The 21,492-nt window shown below is 62.6% G+C and carries 14 protein-coding genes and 4 pseudogenes; 12 read left to right on the forward strand and 6 right to left on the reverse strand.

Annotation, left to right across the window (positions count from 1 at the left end):
* Position 1 precedes the first annotated feature (1 nt).
* Positions 2 to 979, reverse strand: a complete 978-nt coding sequence (locus CQ12_RS37760; RefSeq protein ID WP_057840292.1) for a Bug family tripartite tricarboxylate transporter substrate binding protein — start codon at positions 977 to 979, stop codon at positions 2 to 4.
* A gap of 157 nt (positions 980 to 1,136) precedes the next feature.
* Here CQ12_RS37760 and CQ12_RS37765 point away from each other — a divergent pair, with 157 nt between their 5' ends.
* From CQ12_RS37765 to CQ12_RS37805, 9 genes and pseudogenes are all read left to right on the forward strand, one after another.
* A complete protein-coding gene (locus tag CQ12_RS37765; protein WP_057840293.1) occupies positions 1,137 to 2,222 on the forward strand; it encodes a hypothetical protein in 1,086 nt (361 codons plus the stop codon).
* A gap of 21 nt (positions 2,223 to 2,243) precedes the next feature.
* A pseudogene (locus CQ12_RS37770) lies at positions 2,244 to 5,017 on the forward strand (xanthine dehydrogenase family protein molybdopterin-binding subunit).
* Positions 5,014 to 5,538: a (2Fe-2S)-binding protein gene (locus CQ12_RS37775; RefSeq protein WP_057840294.1), complete on the forward strand. Its 525-nt coding sequence runs from the start codon at positions 5,014 to 5,016 to the stop codon at positions 5,536 to 5,538. Before CQ12_RS37770 ends, CQ12_RS37775 begins: the two are co-directional and overlap by 4 nt.
* A 22-nt stretch (positions 5,539 to 5,560) precedes the next feature.
* Entirely contained in the window at positions 5,561 to 6,178 is a 618-nt protein-coding gene (locus tag CQ12_RS37780; protein ID WP_083519653.1) for an Isoquinoline 1-oxidoreductase subunit, read from the forward strand.
* Between the two features lie 119 nt (positions 6,179 to 6,297).
* Positions 6,298 to 7,365 (forward strand): ABC transporter substrate-binding protein, encoded by a 1,068-nt coding sequence (locus CQ12_RS37785; RefSeq protein WP_057840295.1) that lies wholly within the window; start codon positions 6,298 to 6,300, stop codon positions 7,363 to 7,365.
* Positions 7,366 to 7,370: 5 nt separating this feature from the next.
* Positions 7,371 to 8,744: an MmgE/PrpD family protein gene (locus CQ12_RS37790; RefSeq protein ID WP_057840296.1), complete on the forward strand. Its 1,374-nt coding sequence runs from the start codon at positions 7,371 to 7,373 to the stop codon at positions 8,742 to 8,744.
* Positions 8,745 to 8,750: 6 nt separating this feature from the next.
* On the forward strand, positions 8,751 to 9,503 hold the full coding sequence (locus CQ12_RS37795) for a 3-oxoacyl-ACP reductase family protein (RefSeq protein WP_057840297.1): 753 nt from the start codon (positions 8,751 to 8,753) through the stop codon (positions 9,501 to 9,503).
* An 84-nt stretch (positions 9,504 to 9,587) separates the two neighbouring features.
* Positions 9,588 to 11,696, forward strand: a complete 2,109-nt coding sequence (locus CQ12_RS37800) for a molybdopterin-dependent oxidoreductase (protein WP_057840298.1) — start codon at positions 9,588 to 9,590, stop codon at positions 11,694 to 11,696.
* A 71-nt stretch (positions 11,697 to 11,767) separates the two neighbouring features.
* Complete coding sequence (locus tag CQ12_RS37805; protein ID WP_057840299.1) at positions 11,768 to 12,550, forward strand: enoyl-CoA hydratase/isomerase family protein; 783 nt, start codon at positions 11,768 to 11,770, stop codon at positions 12,548 to 12,550.
* A gap of 74 nt (positions 12,551 to 12,624) precedes the next feature.
* Here the strand turns inward: CQ12_RS37805 and CQ12_RS37810 are convergent, their stop codons facing one another.
* Entirely contained in the window at positions 12,625 to 13,080 is a 456-nt protein-coding gene (locus tag CQ12_RS37810; protein WP_157088734.1) for a site-specific integrase, read from the reverse strand.
* Here CQ12_RS37810 and pabB point away from each other — a divergent pair.
* Together pabB and CQ12_RS37820 are read left to right on the forward strand one after the other, a co-directional pair.
* Positions 13,080 to 13,916, forward strand: a pseudogene (pabB, locus tag CQ12_RS37815) (aminodeoxychorismate synthase component I); the annotation flags it as partial. The gene CQ12_RS37810 and the pseudogene pabB sit on opposite strands and share 1 nt — an antisense overlap.
* A pseudogene (locus CQ12_RS37820) lies at positions 13,913 to 14,481 on the forward strand (anthranilate synthase component II). The pseudogenes pabB and CQ12_RS37820, both read left to right, overlap by 4 nt.
* Before the next feature lie 296 nt (positions 14,482 to 14,777).
* On the opposite strand, the gene CQ12_RS37825 reads toward CQ12_RS37820, so the two are convergent.
* Positions 14,778 to 15,671, reverse strand: coding sequence for a LysR family transcriptional regulator (locus CQ12_RS37825; RefSeq protein WP_057840301.1), 894 nt, complete (start codon positions 15,669 to 15,671; stop codon positions 14,778 to 14,780).
* A gap of 323 nt (positions 15,672 to 15,994) precedes the next feature.
* On the opposite strand from CQ12_RS37825, the gene CQ12_RS37830 reads away from it, so the two are divergent.
* Positions 15,995 to 16,747: an SDR family NAD(P)-dependent oxidoreductase gene (locus tag CQ12_RS37830; protein WP_057840336.1), complete on the forward strand. Its 753-nt coding sequence runs from the start codon at positions 15,995 to 15,997 to the stop codon at positions 16,745 to 16,747.
* A gap of 451 nt (positions 16,748 to 17,198) precedes the next feature.
* On the opposite strand, the gene CQ12_RS37835 is transcribed toward CQ12_RS37830, so the two are convergent.
* The 3 genes and pseudogenes from CQ12_RS37835 to CQ12_RS37845 form a co-directional block, all read right to left on the reverse strand.
* Positions 17,199 to 17,627, reverse strand: coding sequence for a GlcG/HbpS family heme-binding protein (locus tag CQ12_RS37835; RefSeq protein ID WP_057840302.1), 429 nt, complete (start codon positions 17,625 to 17,627; stop codon positions 17,199 to 17,201).
* Positions 17,620 to 20,599, reverse strand: a pseudogene (locus CQ12_RS37840) (FAD-binding and (Fe-S)-binding domain-containing protein). The gene CQ12_RS37835 and the pseudogene CQ12_RS37840 overlap by 8 nt, the downstream one beginning before the upstream one ends.
* Positions 20,600 to 20,704: 105 nt before the next feature.
* On the reverse strand, positions 20,705 to 21,451 hold the full coding sequence (locus CQ12_RS37845) for a GntR family transcriptional regulator (RefSeq protein ID WP_083519655.1): 747 nt from the start codon (positions 21,449 to 21,451) through the stop codon (positions 20,705 to 20,707).
* Positions 21,452 to 21,492 lie beyond the last annotated feature (41 nt).

A 21,492-nucleotide genomic window follows, 5' to 3' on the forward strand; every position in this document is an offset into this window, starting at 1 on the left:
CTTATTGCGGTGGCTTGTCGAACTTCTTGACCACCTCCGCCCACTTCACGATATCGCCGCGGAGGAATTTGTCGAATTCGCCTGACGTCATTGACATAGGGACGACGCCCTGCTGGGACCATAGTTTTATCATGTCAGGTCGCTTCACGATGTCGTTCACGGCCCCGTTGATCTTGTCGATGATCGGCTTGGGCGTACCCGCGGGCGCCATCAAGCCGAGCCAGATGGTGGCCTCATAGCCGGGAATGCCGGCCTCGATCGCCGTCGGCGCGTTGGGCAGCACGGTCGAGCGCGTCTGGCCCGTCGTGGCCAGCGCACGCACCTGATTCTCCGCAACGTTGGGCGCCATCGCCGGAACCGCGTCGATCATCATCTGAACCTGGCCGCCGATCACGCCGCTGCGTGCCTCGCCGCTGTTGCGGTAGGGCACATGCACGAGGTCGATGCCGGCCATGGCTTTGAACAGCTCACCCGCCATGTGATACGGCGTGCCCTGGCCTGACGAGGCGTAGTTCAGTTTGCCGGGCTGCGATTTGGCGAGCGCAATGAATTCCTGCAGCGTCTTTGCCTGTACCGAAGGATGAACGACGATGACGAGGTCGGAATAGTTGACCGGGGCGATCGGCGCGAGATCGCGCATCAGTTCGTATTTGCGTTGCGGAACCAGCGACTCATTCGCAGTCTGCGTGTTCGACATCATCAATAGCGTGTAGCCGTCCGCCGGTGACTTGATGGCTTCCTGCGTGCCGATCACGCCACCGGCGCCGGTGCGGTTTTCGACTACGAAGGGCTGGCCGAGCGTTTCCTGCAGAATGTTCCCGATCTGACGGGCGGTGACATCGGCAGGTCCCCCGGCACCGAAGGGAACAATCACCTTCACCGGACGCGACGGATAGTCCTGCGCCAGGCCCGGCGTCGCCAGCAGAGATGGCCCCGCCAGCATTGCCGCCAGCGCGAGCGCCGTTCCCAAGCGCGTCATGTCAACCTCCCGAACTCTGTCTTTTTTTGAAAGGGCCCGTTTACCGGCCTCGTGCCAAGTGTAGCCGTCCAAGTCTAGCTATCCGCGGACCGATCGCTAGTCCCAGAATCAGATATTCGTCGGCATACAATTTCAGGGCAATTATAAGGAAGGTGACATGAGGCTCTCTCCCAGTCTGGCCGTTGCGGCATTGCTCTCGACCGGGACCGTCGCCAACGCCCAGACGTTGCCCGCCTACATGGCGCCAATCTCCGGAAAGGCCACCACCACATCTTCTGACGTCGCCACCAAGGACATGCTGGCGCTCAACACCGGCATGTTCGAGCTCTACGGCGATGCAGGAAAGATTTTCCAGAAGAACATCCTGAGCAAGCATCCGGTGATCCTCGGCCTGTTCTCGGGCGCGGGCGGCCGAATGATCCTGTACCGGCCGGGCATGGCGCCGATGGACGCGCCGCAGGTGCCGATCGTCTATCAATTGCTCAAGTCGGTTGGCCACAGCACGATGGCACTGGTGCAGGTCGTCGGCCCCTATGTCGACAATCCCGATAACAAGTCCTGGCGCGGCTCGATGCTCGCCTATCGCAGCCGGATGCAGTCGGCGCTCGACGGCCTCGATGCGACTCCGATGGAGGCGGGCTGGCGCGACAACAACCGCACCATCCTGCAGAACAACATCGCCTTCATGGACGAATGCATCGCCAAGGGCGTCATTCCCTTCGCTACGCTGGAAGCTTTCGGCAAGAAGCAGGCGCCTTATCTGGCCAAGAACGTCGCATGGGCGGCGCAGACGCAGGTCGCGCACTGGATGACGGTGCTGGCCGAGTGGAAGGCGCAGCTCGGCGCCGACTGGGACAAGACCTATGCCGCCAGCAACACGATCTACGTCGCGCGCCAGAACAACGTGCTGTTCAGCGTGCTGGCGCAGTTCTTCGGGCCCGAGGCGATCAATACCCGCCTGTTGCTGATCGAGACGATTTCCTTCACGACCACGCCGGCCGATATGCTGGAATCATTGACCCGTATCATCGCCGATCGTTCAATCGGTGCGCTGTTCTTCGGCAACTACCGTCTGATGGACTACGAGCTGATGGGGGGCGACGCGCGCGCCGCGATCATCGCCGAGACCGGCAAGCGCGGCATGACGCCGTTCCTGCCGCCTGCCGTTCCCTTCGGCTCGAAGCAGTGGCCGACACTGGTTACGCCGGGCTCGGGACCCGCGACCATCGCCGATCTGAAGTAGTTCCGGCAAATGGCTGAGAGCATGCGGCCGTCGCGGCGCGACTTTCTCAATTGGGTATCGGCGGGCGGCATTGCGATCAGCCTATCGCCTCTGGCTTCGGCGGAAGCCGCCGGCTTGCCGCCGCGCGCGTCTCTGCCGGGGCGCGCGAACTGGAATCCGGCCGCAATGGCGCGGGCCGCGTCGACGGCGTCGCCAAGGTCATCGGCGCCAAGCTCTATGCATCCGATTTCCGGGCGAGCGATCTTCCGGGCTGGCCAGCCAAGACGTCGCACGCGATGCTGATCCGCGCGCCGGATGCCACGCACGTCTATCTCGGAATGGACCTTGGGCGGCTTACCGGCGCGCTCAAGCCGTCGGTGGTGGTCACCGCGGCCGATCTGGCCCGGATCGGCGCCCGCGTTCCCGAATTCTACACCGGTGATCTGTTCTGCCCGCTCGGCAAGACGCCGCTCTATCTCGGGCAACCGGTCGGGCTTCTGATCTTCGAGACCTTCGACGCCTTCGATCAGGCGCGCCTTGCCTTGCGCGACGGAACGTTCGTGGAGTTCGGCGAGGAGACCGGTCCGGTCGCGATGCCCGCCTACGCCGCCTATCGCTTCACCCGCGTGGCCGGTGCGACACCGGACGCGCCCGACATTTATTCGCCTGTCATGGCCGGCTGGGTCAGCCCGGGACGCTCGCAGAGCTCGCCGCTGCCGATCTGGTCGCCCGCTGCGAAGGATACCGAGGCGGCCTATGCCAAAGCCGCCGTTCATGGCGAACGGATCCGCGGCGAACTTGCGGCCAGGAATCCGAACCTGCTGGTGCTCGACCGCGAATTCGAGACGCAGTCGGTCGATCCGATGTTTCTCGAACCGGAATCCGGGCTCGCCTGGTACGACGGCAGGAGCGGCGGCCTCGAACTGGTGCTGGGCGTGCAGTCGCCCTATGAGGCGGCGGATTCGATCGCGCATCTGCTCGGCGAGGCCCGCGCGCCTTTCAAGCCGTCGCGTATCAACACCCAGTTCACCTATATGGGCGGCGGCTTCGGCGGCCGCGATCACACGCCGTTCGTGCTGTACGTGGCGCTGGCGGCGATGTTCTTCCCCGGCCATCCGGTCCGGCTGGCGCATGACCGCTATCAGCAGTTTCAGGGCGGCATCAAGCGCCATCCCTTCAAGATGCGATCGAAGATCGGGGTCGACCGCGCGACCGGCAAGATCCAGGCCTTCGCCGCCGACCACGTTCTCGACGGCGGCGGGCTGGCGAATTTCTCACCCAATGTGGCGACCGTCGGCGCGACCGCCGCGATCGGCATCTATGATGTTCCGAAAGTCGACGTCACCACGGTGGCGCTGCATTCGCGCGGGGTGACCGCGGGATCGATGCGCGGCTATGGCACGCTGCAGACGATGACCGCGCTGGAAGTGCTCGTCGACGAAGTCGCGACCGTCTTGCCGCTCGACCCGATCGAGTTCCGGCGGCGCAACGCGCTCGGGGCAAAAGGCCGGACCATGACCGGCAATCCCTACGGCGTTTCGGTTCGCACGCCGGAAATTCTCGACAAGCTCGAAAAGCATCCGATCTGGCAGCAGCGCGCGCGGCACAAATCGGCCGCGCCGCAGGGCACCCTCGTCGGCACCGGCGTTGCGTGCGTCACCAAGGACTATGGCACCGGCGCCGACTGTTCGCTGGGGCGGATCGAACTGTCTCCCGATGGCAAGGTCACGATCTATTGCGATCATACCGAGATGGGCAACGGCATCGGCACCGCGCTTGCCAACCGTGTTGCCCTCCATCTCGGCGCCGTTGCCGACGAAGTCTCGGTGGCGCGGGTCGACACCTACGACGCCCTCGGACTGGTTACGTCAGGCGATCCCTACACGATGGATCAGAAGACGCAGGACGCCGCCGAAAAGAATCCGCGCTGGGTGCCTGCGATCAGCTCGGCGACCAGCGCCTCGATCGGCGCGCATGTCGGCACCCACGCGGCCGCCGAGGCGGCGCGCGTCATCTTTCGGTTCGGCCTGTGGCCGGCGGCGCTGCAGCTATGGGGCATCGCGCCGAATGACCGCCGCGCCAAGGAATGGTCCAAGGCTCAATGGAAGGACGGGCACCTCGTCCTGGCAGGCCTTGCGCCGCTGCCGCTGCCGGCGCTGGCCGCAACAGCCCATGCGCGCAATCTCGTGACCGGAGCGCTGGCGCACAGCTTCTCCCGCTGGGAATGGTCGCGCGCCCGCTTTCCTCTTCTTGGCGAACAGTACAGCGCCGAGATCGATGCGCTGGCCGTGCGCCGGGGTGACGGCAAGTTCGAACGCATTAACCGCCTCAGCGTCAAATTTCCGCCGACGGACAATAACCGGATCGGCACCAGCTATACCTCGATGTGCGGCACCTTGGTCCGCATCGAGATCGATCGTGCGTCCGGCGCGCTCCGTATCGCCAAAGCTTACAGCGTGTTCGAGTGCGGCCAGGCCTTGGTGCCCGAGGTGGTGATGGGGCAGGCGCAGGGCGGTTTCGCCATGGGCGTCGGCTATGCCTTGCTCGAGACGTTGCCGCCTTTCGAAGGCGGCCCCGGCAACGGCCAGTGGAATCTCGGACAATACCTCGTCGCGCGCGGATCGGATCTGCCGTTGCACGATCTCGAAATCGAGATGCTGCCGCCGCTCACGCCGGACGAGCCGCCGAAGGGCATGGCGGAAGTCGTCATGGTCCCGGTCGTGCCCGCCATCCTGAACGCGATTTTCGATGCGACCGGCCGCCGTTTCCAATCGCTGCCGGTGACCGCAAGCCTGCTCAAGGGAGTTTTGGCGTGACCAAATTGAGCCTCACGATCAACGGCCGCGCGCTCGGGCCGGTGGATGTTCGCGACGAACTCTCGATGAACGATTTCCTGCGCGAATATCTCGGCATGACCGGCACCAAGTTCGGCTGCGGCGCCGCGCAGTGCCTGAGCTGCGCCGTGATCGTCGATGACCCCGATGGCACCAGCTACACCAGCCCGACCTGCGTGGCCTCGGCGGTCAGCTTTGACGGCAAGACCATTCGCACGATCGAGGGCCATGCCAGGGATGGCGAACTCTCGGCGCTGCAGAAGGCGTTCATTGCGCACTTCGCCTTCCAGTGCGGCTATTGCACCGCGGGCTTCCTCAACGAGGGGCAGGTTCTGCTGGAGCGTCTGGCCAAAGCGCCTGTCAAGCGCGCCGATCTTGAAAGCACCATCGCGGAAGCGCTCGATGGTCACATCTGCCGCTGCACCGGCTACATCAAATACCACGAAGCCGTGCGCGACGTGATCCTCGCGGATTCCAAGCGCTATATCGTGGCTAAGCAATGAGCGCGTGCAAGGGGAATGGGGCATGAAATCGGAATTGCGGTTTCAGCTTACGGTCGCCGTCGTCGCGGTCGCGACGAGCATGTGCGCGGGTTACGCCGTTTCCCAGACTGCGCCGCCCGCGCTGGCAAGCCCGGATAGCTTTGCTTCGATCACTGACACAAATGCGCGGTCGGCGGCCATGTTTACCGAGCTGGGCAAGGTGCTCACGCATCCGCGCTGCACCAATTGCCATCCCGCGACCGACCGGCCACGGCAAGGCGACGAAGGACGGCTGCATCAGCCGCCGGTGACCCGCGGTGCGGACGGCCATGGCCTCGCCGCCATGCGCTGCTCAAGTTGCCACAAGCATGCGAACTTCGAACCCGGCCGCATGCCGGGCCATCCGGAATGGCACCTGGCGCCGCGCGAAATGGCGTGGGAAGGCAAGACCGTTGCCGAAATCTGCGCCCAGCTCAAGGATCCCGCGCGCAATGGCGGGCGCAAGCTCGAGGAACTCATCCATCATATCGGCGAAGATACGCTGGTCGGTTGGGCCTGGGCTCCGGGCGGAAACCGCAGCCCCGTGCCCGGCACGCAAAAACAGGCCGGTGCCTTGGTCGAGGCCTGGGTGAAGACCGGCGCGGCCTGTCCCGCGCAGTAGTAATTGGGCCGTAGCTGCGACAGCAAAGCACCGTCGGCGATGGACAGCCGACGATCCATAGGAATAATGCATAGGGTTCAGGTGTACCTAACTTCGCCAACAGCGCGGGGAACGAAAACATGAAACACCCAGGGATTTCGCGCCGCGATATGCTGGCGGGCACGGGCGCCGTTCTCGCAGGCGCAGCATTTTCCACGCGCGTGATGGCTGCCGCACCGCCACCTGAGACGGTGACGCCGGCGCTGATCGACGCCGCGAAGAAGGAAGGCAAGGTCATCTACTACACCTCGACCGATCTGCCGGTCGCGGAGAAACTGGCCAAGGCCTTCGAGGCGAAATATCCGGGCATTGCGGTACGCGTCGAGCGCACTGGCGCCGAGCGCGTGTTTCAGCGTATCGGCCAGGAATACGCGAGCAACATCCACGCCGTCGATGTGGTGAACTCGTCGGACGCCGCGCATTTCATCGTCTGGAAGCGCGACGGCATCCTGGCGCCTTACGTGACGGAAGACGTCGCCAAATTCTATCCGGCCGAGCACAAGGACCCGGACGGCCAGTTTGCCAGCTTCCGCGTCTGGCTCAGCATCATCGCTTACAACACCAACATGGTGAAAGCGGAAGACGCGCCGAAAAGTTTTGCCGATCTGCTCGATCCCAAATGGAAAGGCAAGATCGTCAAGGCGCATCCGGGCTACAGCGGCACCATCATGACCGCGACCTACCAGATGCAGCGCGATCTCGGCTGGAGCTTCTTTGAAAAACTCGCCAAGCAGAACATCATGCAGGTGCAGTCATCGGCCGATCCGCCGAAGAAGCTCGATCTCGGCGAGCGCGCGGTGATGGCCGACGGCAATGAATACAACATCTTCCAGATGAAGGAGGCGGGCCGCCCGGTCGAGCCGGTCTATGCCACGGAAGGCTCTCCGCTGATCATCGGGCCGAACGGCGTCTTCAAGAATGCGCCCAATCCCAACGCAGCAAGATTGTTTCAGCAGTTCAGTCTCAGCCGGGAGGCCCAGCAGCTCATCATTGATGTCGGCGGTCTCCGCTCGGTGCACTCTCAAACGGTCGAGAAGGCGGGCCGCACGTCGCTCAAGGATATCAAAACCATGAAGGATGACGCGGCGGCAGTGGAGAAGGAAAGCGAAGCCATCAAGGCGCGCTACACCAAGATCTTCCGCATTTGACCGGCATGGCCTCCAGACTGCCCAAGGTTTCGGTTGCCGAAACGCTGGCCGAAAAGATCGTCACGCTCGGCCCCGGCGCATTGCCGGCGGCGACCATGCGCAAATGCGATGATCTGCTGATCGACGTGGTCGGCCTATGCGTCACTGCACGCAACCGGGACTACGTCGAAAGCGCGTTGGCAGGTTGCGACGATGACGGTCCCTGTACAGCGATCGGCCACAAGCGCACCCTGAACGCGGCAGGTGCAGCCTTCGTCAATGGCACTGCCGCGCATGGCGAGGACTTCGACGACACGTTCGAGGGCGGCCCGGTCCATGCCGGCGCGGTGATCGTGCCGGCGGTGCTCGCCGCCTGCGAACGGCACAATCCCGACGGCCGCATGGCGCTGATCGGGATCGCGGCAGGCACTGAAGTGCTGTGCCGGTTGAGCCTCGTGGTGCCGAAGGCGGTTCACAAGGCCGGCTTTCATCCGACCGCGATTTTCGGCGCGATGGGTGCCGCCGCCGGGGTCGGCGCGGCGCTCGGCCTCAACGCCAGGCAGATCGTCGATGCGCTCGGCATCGCCGGCAGCATGGCCGGCGGCATCATCGAATATCTCGCCGAGGGCGCCTGGACCAAGCGACTGCATGCCGGGTGGGCGGCACAATCGGGCATCCGTGCAGCGCTGTTGGCGCGGGGAGGGTTTGTTGGTCCGCGCACGGTGTTCGAGGGCGTGCACGGCCTGTTCCACGGCTTTGCGCACACCACGAACGGTGACTACGACGCGCTAACCGGCGATTTCGGCACGCGCTGGGTAACCGACACGCTGGCGTTCAAGCCTTATCCGTGCGGGACGATGGCGCAGCCCTATATCGATTGCGCGCGCCGGCTGGCCGCGCGCGGTATCCAGCCCGAGGATGTCACCGAGATCGTCTGCGAGGTGGCGGAGGGGACGGTGCACCGTCTCTGGGAGCCGCTCGCCGACAAGCAGCGCCCGCCCAACGGCTATGCCGCCAAATTCGCCGTGCCCTATCTGTTGGCCACCGGCTTCGTGCATGGCGGCGTCGGCCTCGGCGCGTTCACGGAAGATGCGATCGGCGATCCGCGCGTGCTGGCGCTCGCTGCCAAGGTGAAATTCGTGATCGATCCGGACAATCCTTATCCGAGCAACTATACCGGCCACATCCGCGCCACTCTCGCGGATGGCAGCGTGGTCGAAGACCGGCAGCCCCATCTGCGGGGTGGCGCGCAGGAGCCGTTGACGCGGCAGGATGTCATCGACAAATTTCTGCTCAACGCGGAGCATGGCGGCTGGAGTGCTGCACAAGGCGATGCCACGTTGAAACTGATGGCCAGACTGTTTGATGGCCGCATCGATCTCTCCTCATTGCGCGGGTAGCAGCTCATGTCCAAGGAACTCTCCGGCAAGGTCGCTATCGTCACCGGCGCAGGCCGCAATATCGGCCGCGCGATCGCCCTGACGCTGGCGGAAGGCGGTGCGTCCGTGGTGGTGAATGCGCGCAGCAATCGCACTGAGGCGGAAGCCGTCGCGCGCGAGATCGAGACTGCCGGCGGCAAGGCGTTGGTCCATATCGGCGACGTTGCCGACGCCGTGGCGGTGCAGGCGATGACGGATGCCGCCGTGAAGCAGTTCGGCCGGATCGATATCCTTGTCAATAACGCTGCGCTGCGGCGCGAAAAGCCGTTCGCTGAGATGAGCTATGCGGCGTGGCGTGAAATCCTCGACGTTACGCTCGACGGCACGTTCCTCTGCGTAAAGGCCTGCCTGCCGGCGCTGCGCAAGTCCGGCGCGGGAACCATCGTCAATATCGGCGGCCTCAGCGCACACACGGGCGCGAAGAACCGCGCGCACGTGGTGACGGCGAAAGCGGGTATCATCGGCTTCACCCGGGCGCTGGCCCACGACCTCGCCGACGATGGCATCACCGTGAACTGCGTCGTACCGGGGCTGATCGGCACGCCACGACCGAAGGACAAGCCGGAGCCGGCGCATCATCTGACCCATCAGACCATCACCGGAGACCGGGGCCGGCCGGAAGACGTCGCCGCAACCGTGCGGTTCCTGTGCGGCCCCGGGGCGCGCTACATCAACGGGCAGGCGATCCACGCCAATGGCGGCGCCTATCTGGGCGCCTGACGCATGGCTAACGGCCGTTTTTGTGGGTGAATTGCCGGACAAAGCCTCTCGGCGACCGCGATCTTTGATGTTACCTAGAAACGCATGAACCAGCACGCCAAGGTCGAGATCCGCCATTCCACCTGTCCGCATGATTGTCCGTCGGCCTGCGCGCTCGACGTCGAGGTGATTGACGGCCGATCGATCGGCCGGGTCCGCGGCTCCAAGGTGCAGACCTATACGGCGGGCGTCGTTTGCGCCAAGGTTGCGCGTTACGCCGAGCGCATTCACCATCCTGACCGGGTGCTCCATCCGATGCGCCGCACCGGGCCGAAGGGCTCGGGCCAGTTCGCGCGGATTTCCTGGGATGAGGCGCTGGACGAAATTGCCGCGCGGTTCGACCAGGCCGAGCGGGAATTCGGTGCTCAGTCTGTCTGGCCCTATTACTACGCCGGCACGATGGGGCTCGTCATGCGCGACGGCATCAATCGCCTGTCGCATGTAAAGAAGTATTCGCGCTTCTACGGCACCATCTGTGCGACCGTCGCGCGGATCGGGTTTGCCATCGGCACCGGCAAGATCGCCGGCGTCGACCCGCGCGAGATGGGTGTCTCCGATCTCGTCGTGATCTGGGGCACCAATCCGGTGAATACCCAGGTCAACGTGATGACGCACGCCTCGCGCGCCCGCAAGGAGCGCGGCGCCAAAATCGCGGCGATCGACATCTACAACAACGACACCATGAAGCAGGCCGATATCAAGATCCTGCTCCGGCCGGGTACCGATGGCGCGTTTGCCTGCGGCGTCATGCATGAGCTGTTCCGCGAGGGATACGCGGATCGCGCTTATATGGATCGCTATACCGATTGCCCGGATGAACTCGAGGCGCATCTTAAGACCCGTACGCCGGAATGGGCCTCGAAGATCTCGGGCGTACCGGTCGAGGAGATCGAGGCGTTCGCGCGCCTGGTCGGCCAGACCAAGCGTTCGTTCTTCCGCCTCGGCTACGGCTTTACCCGCAGCCGCAACGGCGCGGCGCAGATGCATGCGGCGCTGTGCATCCCGGCCGTGACCGGTGCCTGGCAATATGAAGGCGGCGGCGCCTTCTTCAACAATGCTTCGATCTGGAAGTTCGACGAATCCATCATCGAGGGGCATGACGCGATTGACCGCACGACGCGCTGGCTCGATCAGTCGCAGGTCGGGCGTATCCTGACCGGCGACGCCGAAGCCTTGAAGGGCGGACCGCCGGTCAAGGCGATGCTGATCCAGAATACCAACCCGGTGACGGTAGCGCCTGAACAGGCGCTCGTGCGAAAGGGCTTTGCCCGCGAAGACCTGTTCGTGGCGGTGCATGAGCAGTTCATGACCGAGACGGCTGCCATGGCCGACATCGTGCTGCCGGCAACCATGTTCATGGAGCATGACGATCTCTATTACGGAGGCGGTCACCAGCATATTTCGGTGGGCGCGAAGCTGATCGATCCGCCCGGCGAGTGCCGCTCCAACCACGAAGTGCTGCAGGGCCTCGGCCGGCGCCTCAATGTTGTGCATCCCGGGTTTGAGATGACGCCGCGCGAACTGATCGACGCGACGCTGAAAAAGAGCGGCCATGGCGATATCGAAGCGCTGGAAGCGGATCTGTGGCGCGACGTCCAGCCGGATTTTCGCACGTCGCATTACCTCGACGGCTTCGCGCATGCGGACAAGAAGTTCCACTTCAAGGCCGATTGGGCGAATCCGCCGGTTGGCAATCCAGGCCTGGGTCCTTGGGCCGAGATGCCCTCGCTGCCGGACCACTGGACCATCATCGAGGAAGCGGACGAGAAACATCCGTTCCGCCTCGCCACGTCACCGTCGCGGGGCTATCTCAACACCAGTTTCAACGAGACGCCGGGATCGCAGGCCCGCGAGGGCGTGCCGACGGTGATGATGCACCCCGAAGACGCCTCAGCTCTCTCCATCATGGATGGCGACGCCGTGACGCTCGGCAACATGCGCGGCGAAACCACGCTGACCGTAAAGCTGTTTGACGGTGTACGCCGTGGCGTCCTGATCGCCGAATCCATCCATCCGAACAAGGCTCATATCGGCGGCCGCGGCATCAATATGCTGACGGGCGCCGAAACGATCGCGCCGATCGGCGGCGCGGCGTTCCATGACAACAAGGTCTGGGTCAAAAAAGCGGCGCCAGCCACTCCGCGCAAGAGTTAAAACGCCCTTGCAGTCCACCGTCGTCCTGCCGCAAATGCTTGCCAGCATTTGACAAAAAAGCGAGCAGGACAATGACCGATTCAAGCAGCGTGATACGCGAGAAGCGCGGGCAGGCGTTCTGGATTACCATCAACCGGCCGGACAAGCGCAACGCCATCAATGCCGATGTCGTCGCCGGCATCGTCCGCGGTTATCGCGAAGCCCATGATGACAAGGACGTCCGCGTCATCGTGCTGACGGGGGCGGGCGATAAGGCGTTTTGCGCCGGCGCCGACCTGCAGAACAGCGGTGCCGCCTTTGCGATGGATTTTTCCAGGCCGAATGTCGACTACGCCGATCTCTTGCGGCTGTCGCAGAACGCCACCAAGCCAGCGATCGCCCGTGTGGCCGGCGTCTGCATGGCCGGTGGCATGGGGCTGTTGTGCATGACGGACATGGCGGTCGCCGCCGATCACGTGATTTTGGGTTTGCCCGAGGTGAAGGTCGGCGTGTTCCCGATGCAGGTGCTGAGCCTGTTGCAATCGATCGCGCCGAAGCGGCTGGTCAGCGAGTGGGCGCTGACCGGCGAGCCGTTTGACGCTCGCACCGCCAAGGAAGCCGGCCTCCTGAATTATGTGGTGCCGGCCGCCGAACTCGACGCCAAGGTCGAATGGCTGGTCAGCCGCATCGTCGACAAGTCGCCGACCGCGATCCGCCGTGGCAAATATGCCATGCGGGCGATCGCCTCGATGTCGTTCGACGAAAGCATCGCCTATACCGAAAGCCAGATCGCGCTGCTGGCGATGACGGAAGACGCCAAGGAAGGCCTCAAGGCTTTCGGCGAAAAGCGCAAGCCGTCATGGACGGGAAAATAGTTTGGTTGCGGTCGTAGATGAACTTTTGGAAGCCCTACAAGCAAAATCTAGTGGCTCATGATGCTTGTGAGGTGTCATTCCGGCGTCGGGACCGGTGCGGGTTTTGTCCGTTCCTCACGGCGCTTCTTGGAGCCTGAAATCAGCTGTTTGCGCGTGCGCTTGGCATAGGCTGGCAGCGGGCGTGTCGATCGATGACGGGCGGCGGCCCGTAACTCGGCATCTGTAAGGTCGCTGTCGGCGCCTTCCGTAAAGCCGCCGTGACGGAACGAGGTAAATGATAATTCAGTTCGAATTCCAGCAGCTGCAACGATCTTTTTTACGACGCGCCGCAGATAGCGAAGATCTTTGCGTTCTGTGATCCAAGGGAGCTGAGTACTCGACCTGCGGTGCCCATGGTCGCGCCGAATCATCAGCCCTGAGACGATTGCGTCCTTGATTGCGTCGAGCTCCGCCATGAGTTCGGGGAAAAGAGGCTCACCGGTGTCGTCCAAAATCGCTGGAGAATGAACCCCGCAACATAACAATAACATGGCATTCGAACTTCAGCCGCGAGCGCTATGTCGCGGCAGTACAGGGCGTCATAGATTTGATTCTGGCGGGGGACATCTTCCAGGCCAACATTGCGCAGCGCTTTACCGCTCGGTTATCCGCCGCGTTCGACCCGGTTGCCTTCTACTGTCGGCTTCGCTCCCTGAACCCGGCGCCCTTTGCGGCCCTACTGCGCTACGACAAGCTGACAATTGCATCGAGCTCGCCCGAACGGTTTCTCAAGCTTGGCGGACGACAGGTTGAAACGCGGCCAATCAAGGGCACGATCGCGCGTTCCGCTGACCCGACGGAAGACCTGCGCCGCGCTGCATTTCTGCGTGCCTCCGAGAAGGATCGTGCCGAGAACATTATGATCGTCGATCTTCTGCGCAACGATCTGTCACGCGTTTGCACCGAACATTCGGTGGAGGTTCCCGTGCTCTGCGGCCTCGAATCCTATGCTTCGGTGCATCACCTCGTATCAGTCGTGACGGGAACACTTGCGGCGGATCACGATGCCATCACCCTGTTGCAAGCTTGCTTTCCCGGCGGATCTATCACAGGAGTGCCGAAGGTCCGAGCGATGGAAATTATCACTGAAATCGAGCAAGTGGCGCGAGAGGTCTATTGTGGGGCAATCGGTTTCATCGGCTTCAACGGGCGCATGGACACCAACGTTGCGATTCGCACTGTAGCGATCAAGGATGGCCTTGCGTCCTTTCATGCTGGAGGTGGGGTCACGTCGATGTCGGAGCCAGATGCCGAGTATGAGGAAACACTCGCCAAGGCGCAGCGCATCTTCGAGGCGTTTTGGGTCAACGCATCTCGTGTGTTATGATTGCAGTCATCGACAACTACGATTCATTTGTCTTCAACATCGCCCGCTATTTCCGGGAGCTTGGGGAGGGGGTGGAAGTTATCCGGAACGACGCGATCAGTGTCGCCGATCTGGTTCGCCTGAGTCCTCGCGGAGTGGTGATCTCACCAGGCCCCTGCACCCCAATTGAGGCCGGGATATCCAGAGCGATTGTTCACCAGCTTTCCGGTCGCATCCCAATTCTGGGCATCTGCCTTGGACATCAGTGCATAGGGAGCGTTTTCGGGGGACACGTGATGCGTGCACACCGTCCCATGCACGGGCGAGCAGCATATCACGCATGATGGTCATGGCTTGTTTGAAGGACTCCCGTCGCCGCTCCGCGTCGGGCGGTACCATTCACTTGTTGTCGAGTTGGATCAGAGCCCGTCGCATCTAGTGGTAGCGGCGCGCTCGGAGGAGGGCGAGATCATGGCTCTTGGTCATCGCTCAACCTACCTACGGTGTACAGTTCCATCCGGAATCGATACTGTCAGAGTGCGGACACCAGTTGCTCGGTAACTTCCTCCGAATCGTGGACGCGTGACCTGCGTAACCGAAAAATCTGGCGTTCAATTCACGAATGTTATGCTAAACGTCAAGCAAAAGTGATTCGCCGATAGATGGCGACTGAAGAATTTCCAGCTAGCCCCAGTGATTCAAACCTTCTTCAGCTTCGAAGGAGAAGGCTCCTCAGAAGTTTCGATCGGGTGGTCCAGCAGGACGTCGACCTTGCTGGTCTCGAACGCCACGGCGCGCGGCCGCACCAGGAATTATCTGCAAGCAGAGTTTCGACGTGGGGCTCTTTGATGTAGCAAATCGGGCTCTTGAGCAGACGATCATTCATGCTGCCGCCCCGGTCAACTCTAGCTGTACGAACTCCGCGAAGGCTCGTGCTTTGGCACTTGCACGACGACCGGTTGGGAATACGGCCCAAATGTCAATTGAGGGAAGCCGCCAGTCGGCTAAGACCTCACGTACCGCACCGCTCTTAAGTTCGTCGCCGAGCATGCAGTCGCTTACGACGGCAAGTCCGAGGTTCGCGAGCACGGCCTCGCGCACCGCTTCTGCGGCTGTCGAGCGAATGCGACCGTTGAGTGAAACGTTCTCTTCATTTGCGTCCTTGACGAAGGTCCAGGTCACGCCACCGCCTCGTTGTGTGTATATGATCGCCTCGTGTTGGTCGAGATCGTGTGGCCTTAGAGGAACGCCGGAGTCCGCAAAGTAGACGGGGGTGCCAACGACGCGTCGGCGAACATCGGAAATCTTGCGAGCCGTCAGCGTTGAGTCTTTGAGCGCACCCATACGCAAGGCGACGTCGATGCCTTCACCAACAAGATCGACGTCGCGATCATCGAGGATGAGTTCGATCTCGAGTTTCGGATGTTGAGCAAGAAATCGGCCGAGCTTGGGCGCGATCTTGAGCCGCGTCAGAGTGACCGCTGCGCTGACTCGCAGCCGGCCGTGGAGGGCGGCGCCAGCGCCGCGGGCCGCAAGCTCTGCTTCGTCGGCCTCTGCGATCGTGAGCTTTGCGCGCTCGTAGAAAATCTGACCAGCTTCGGTAGTGCTCAAGCTGCGCGAGGAACGCAAAAGGAGTGAAACTCCGAGTCTCTGCTCAAGCTGCGCAACGGTTTTGGAAATGGAGGGCTGACCGACACGCAGCTGGCGTGCGGCAGCCGAGAACGAGCCGGTCTCAATGACCTTCACAAAGGTGTGCATCGCAGCTAGACGGTCCATTTATTCCTCGCGAGAATGCAAGATATCGCTGCGTCCTATCTACACGTTTTGGGAAGGCATGAGTTAGTCTCTCGGACAAGAGATGGGAGGGGTGTTGTATTTCGGGATAAAATATCAAGTGTTTGTAAGAAACGTCGAGACCGTACGTCTTAATCGCTTGTGTGACGGGGGCATTGGGCACTTCGTCTCCCACCACCGCAAACTCGGCGCATCAAAGGCGGCTACTTCCGGTGCGGCGGACTTGTAGGACCGCGGTTCGCGAACAGACTGAGCTGGCGCCAACGTCGCAACGACATCGGCTCCGCTCGTTGATGGAGTCAAGGATGAATAGCTTGAAGTACAAGAATGCAGTTGTGACCGGCGCGTCGAAGGGCATCGGCGCCGCAATCGCCAAGAGCCTTGCCGAGGCCGGCGCGGCTGTGGCCGTGAACTGTGCTTCCGACATTGACGGGGCCGACAGAGTGGTCAAGGAGATCGTCGAAAAGGGTGGCAGGGCGGTCGCGGTTAGGGCCGACATGTCTAAGGCAGCTGAGGTTGAGCGCTTGTTCGAGGTAACGAGAACTGCCTTGGGTCAACCCAGCATTCTAGTAAATAATGCGGGCGTTTTTGAATTTGGTCCTATCGAGGACATCTCCGAGGAGCAGTTTCACCGTCATTTCAACATTAACGTACTCGGGACGATGCTTGCTGTTCGGCAGGCGGTGAGGCATTTCCCCCAAGAGGGAGGCAGCATCATCAACATAAGTTCGATCGCGAGCGAGATCGCAAATCCAAATACCAGTCTTTATGCGGCGTCCAAGGGAGCGATCGATACACTGACCGTGGCGCTGGCGAGGGAGCTCGGCCAACGTCAAATCCGTGTAAACGCTGTGGCTCCTGGTTATACTGATACCGAGGGGAACCGGCGGATCGGGTTCGTGGGTAGCGCTGCAGCTGAAATGCTGGTCGCGGCGACGCCGCTTGGAGCGCGTCTGGGACGGCCGGAAGAGATCGCTCCTGTGGTCGTCTTCCTTGCCTCCGATCACGCAGCTTGGCTAACCGGGGAACGCGTTGCCGTTTCGGGCGGAATCCACTGATGGACACTCCATTCCTTTGCTGAGGTAGGTTAGCTCAGCGTTGGTGGGACCTGTGACCGGCCGTGCGAGCAGGCGAAGGCCGCTCTAGCGACCGAGACGCTCGCAGACGGACGCTTCAGTCGTTGCGCCGACCAAGAACCGAAGAGGCCCACGGCAAAGCGATTGCCTCCTCGCAGTTTTTGTTGGCGACAGCTACTACGATCCGCAGAACACGCAACGTGATAATGCTTGAATTTCGCCGGTACCGATTCGGCAGATTGCTTGGCAATCCGGAACCGAAATCCAATTGTTTTCGCCAGCACAGGGTGATCCTGGCTGATCCCGGTAAACAAACTCAGTAAGGTCAACTTGTATTTCTCGGCCGCCGGTCTTCACTGGGCGCCGCAGGTCTCGACACAGCTCGTCGGAAGGCATTCCGGCGAGCCAACTGCAAGTAGGGCTTAAGCGATCATTATCCCGCATTCGCCTTCAGTCCGGCAGCTTCGATGCCGGCGACGGCGCAGACCTCGTCATTGTCTGACGTGTCGCCGCTGACACCGACGGCGCCGAGCAGGCCGTCATCACCCTGGATCAGCACGCCGCCCGGCACCGGCACCAGGCGTCCCTGCGCCAGCGCATTCACGGCGCTGACGAAATAGGCCTGCTCCTGGGCGCGCTGGAACAGCGCCCGCGAACCCATACCCATCGCAAGCGCGCCGTAGGCCTTGCCATGCGCGATCTCGGCGCGCATCAGGCTGGTGCCGTCCTGTGCGGCCGTGACCTTCACGCAGCCGCGCGCATCCAGAATGGTGATGACCAGCGGCTTCAACTTCTTCTCGACGCCCATGGCGAGGGCGGCATCGAGAATCTTGCGGGCGACGTCGAGGGTTAGTTCAGCCATGAATAGATTCCTTTGCGATTGAGTGGGGATTAATGCTTCACTTGCGCGCTGTCGAGGCTCATCGCGAGCACGCGGGCGACATGCAGCGCCGCACGGTTCGTGCCGTCCTTGATCTGATGCCGGCACGAGGTGCCGTCAGCCACGATCAGCGTGGCGGTTTCGGCGCGGCGCACCGCCGGCAGCAGCGACAGCTCGGCCATCTCCATTGAGGCCTCGTACGTGTCGGCGCCGTAGCCGAACGCGCCGGCCATGCCGCAGCAACTGGATTCGATCGTTTCGACGCTGAGCTCGGGAATGAGGCGAAGCGCCTTTTCGACCGGCTTGAACGCGCCGAAGGATTTTTGATGGCAGTGGCCGTGAATTAGAGCTTTCCCAGGCATCGCACCGAGCGGCAGCTTCAGCCGTCCGGCCTCCGCCTCGCGAACCAGGAATTCCTCGAACAGCAGAGCATGTGCGCTGATGCTCTTCGCCTCATTATCCGAGCGCAGCGACGGCAGCTCGTCGCGCAGCGTGAGAAGACAGCTTGGCTCCAGCCCGATGATCGGCACCCCGCGCGCAGCGAACGGTGCATAGGTGGTGACCAGCCGGTTCAATTCGCTGCGGGCCTGGTCGACCAGTCCCGCCGAGAGGAACGTCCGCCCGCAACACAGCGGCCGGGCGCGATCCGCAGGCCGCGGGATGTGGACGCGATATCCAGCCTCGACCAGCACCCGCAGGGCGGCGTCGAGATTTTCACGCTCATAGGCGCGATTGAACGTATCGGCGAACAGCACGACTTCGCGGCCATCCGACGGGCCGTACGTCTCGGCATCGGGTCTGAACACGTCGCGACGGAACGCGGGCAGGGCTCGTTTGGCGCTGATGCCGGCAAATTTCTCGAACAGTGCACGCAGCAACGGGCTGCTGTTGCGCCAGTTGGCGAGCGGCGCGAAGCGTGATGCGAGGTTCGCATAGCGTGGGAGATAGCCGACCAGCCGGTCGCGTAGCGAAAGGCCATGCTTCTCCGCGCGAGCGGCCAGCACCTCGATCTTCATCTTGGCCATGTCGACGCCAGTCGGGCATTCATGGCGACAGGCCTTGCAGGATACGCAGAGTTTCAGCGTCTCCATCATCTCATCCGAAGCCAGGGCGTGCGGCCCGAGCTGACCCGAGATCGCCAGCCGCAGGGTATTGGCGCGGCCGCGCGTGACGTCCTTCTCATTGCGGGTGGCGCGATAGGACGGGCACATCACGCCGCCCTCGAGCTTCCGGCAGGCGCCGTTGTTGTTGCACATCTCGACCGCGCCCTGAAAGCCGCCGCCGGCGCCGGGATAGGCCGACCAGTCGAGCACGGTCTTCAGTTCACCGATGCGATAATCCGGCCGATAGCGGAACAGGCTGCGGTCGTCCATTTTGGGCGGGTCGACGATCTTGCCGGGATTGAGCAGATTGTCAGGGTCGAAGCGCTGCTTGACCTCGCGGAAATCCGCGACGATGCGCGCACCGAACATCGCTTCGTGAAACTCGGAGCGAACCAGCCCGTCGCCATGCTCGCCGGAATGCGATCCCTTGTATTCGCGCACCATCTCGAACGCCTCTTCGGCGATGGCGCGCATCGCCTTGACGTCCTTCTCCAGTTTCAAATTGAGAACGGGCCGAACGTGCAGGCAGCCTTCGGAGGCGTGCGCATACATCGTGCCGCGCGTGCCGTGCCTGGCGAAGATGGCGTTGAGCCGCTCGGTGTAGTCGGCGAGATGCGGCAGCGGCACGGCGCAGTCCTCGACGAAGGAGACCGGCTTGCCCTCCTGCTTCATCGACATCATGACGTTGAGGCCGGAGGTGCGGAAATCCGCGATGGCCGTCTGCGTCGCTGGCTCGATGACGTCGACCACGCCGCCCCATTTGCGCTGCGGATGGCTCCAGCCGAAGCCGAGGTCCGCCATCAATTCGGAAAGCTGCTTCAGCTTTTGCAGATTGTCGGCCCGATCCTCTTCCGCAAATTCGACGATCAGCAGCGCATCCGGATCGCCGCGCACGGTCGCCTCGATCACGGGCTTGAACATCGCGATGTCGCGCCCGAGCGCGATCATGGTGCGGTCGACCAGTTCAACGGCGATCGGCCGCAGCTTCACCAGATGCTGCGCCGCATCCATCGCCTCATAGAAGCTGCCGAAATGGCAGACGCCGAGCACCTTGTTGCCGATGACGGGCCACAGCTTCAGTTCGACCTGCGTCGTGAACGCCAGCGTGCCCTCGGAGCCGACCAGCAGATGCGCCAAATTGTTCGGTGCATTGCGCGGCACCAGCGCATCGAGATTGTAGCCGCCGACACGGCGCTGCACTTTCGGGAAACGCTCAGCGACCTCGGCGGCCTCGCGCTCGCCGAGATCGAGCATGTCACGGAATAGTTCGAGCCCACTCTGCGGCGAGTTCACCCGCGCCAGATCCCGCGGCACCTCGCCGAAATGGAGCAGCGTGCCGTCGGCCAGCGCCGCATCCATCGATAGCGTGTTGTCACGCATGGTGCCGTAGCGCAGCGAACGGCCGCCGCAGGAATTGTTGCCGGCCATGCCGCCAATGGTGGCGCGCGAGGCGGTGGAGACGTCGACCGGAAACCACAGCCCGTGCTTCCTGAGCTGGCGGTTGAGATCGTCGAGCACGATTCCGGGTTCGACCACACAGGTGCGGTTCTCGACATCGAGCGAGAGCAGCCGGTTCAGGTGCTTCGAAAAGTCGACGACTAACCCCTCGTTGACGGTCTGGCCGCACTGCGAGGTACCGCCGCCGCGCGGGGTGACGATTCGTCCCTCGTCCCGGGCGATCGAAAGCGCCCGCAGGGCCTCGTCCATGGTCCTGGGAACCACCACGCCAAGGGGCAGGATCTGGTAGAACGAGGCATCGGTCGCGTAGCGGCCGCGGCTAAATCGGTCGAACAGGACGTCGCCGGTAATATTTGATCGTAGCCGGCGCTCAAGTGATGACGCGTTCTTCATCCCAAATCCTATCGTCCAGGAGGATTGTTTCGGCAATCTCTCAAGGAAACAGATGCAATTTATCTTGGGGCGGCGTCAATTGTGAATTCATAATGTATTGGAGGGCTAGCGCCCTGTGGTCTCGGCGATCGCCCCCTCCGGCATCCCGCCGAGGTGTTCGACCGCCGCAGTCCGCTTGTTGCGCAGGTGCTGGAACAGGGTGTCGGCGAGCTCGCTGCCGGCCCGGCGCCGCAACGCATCCAGGATCGCTTCGTGCTCGCGCATCGCCTCGGTCCAGCGCTGTCGTTCGCGCGCGAAGTTGGCGGAATAACGAACGCGGCGGATCCGGCCGGCCAGGTTGGCGTAGATGGTGCGCAGCGTCTCGTTGCGGGATGCCGCCACGATCCTTTCATGGATGCGCTGGTTGGCCTGAAAGTAATTGTGCATGTTGCGATGCAGGTAGTGGCCATACATTTCGTAGTGCAGCCGCTCGATCTCGGCGATTTCTTCATCGGTAATGGTTTCACATGCGAGCCGCCCAGCGAGGCTCTCCAGGCCGCCCATCACGTCGAAAAGCTCCTCCAGATCGCGCTTGCCAAGCTGGCGCACGCGTGCGCCGCGGTTAGGCAGCAGGTCGATCAGTCCTTCGGCGGCCAGTACCTTGAGGGCTTCGCGCAGGGGGGTGCGGGAAATTCCGAACATTTCGCAGAGCTGCCGCTCGGGAACGCGCCCGCCGTCCGGAATGTTGCCTTCGACCACGTAGTCGCGAAGCCGCGACAGGATTTCGCCGTGGAGCGAAGGCTCAGTGCGCTCCGCGCCGTTGTCGGCGGGTTTGGCGATTGGCACCCCGGATTCGGGAATCGTTGATTTCATAGTTGCAACGGTAGTTTGCGGAGCCATCAACGTCGACGACC

This window comes from Bradyrhizobium jicamae (genome assembly GCF_001440395.1).
GTDB lineage: Bacteria > Pseudomonadota > Alphaproteobacteria > Rhizobiales > Xanthobacteraceae > Bradyrhizobium > Bradyrhizobium jicamae.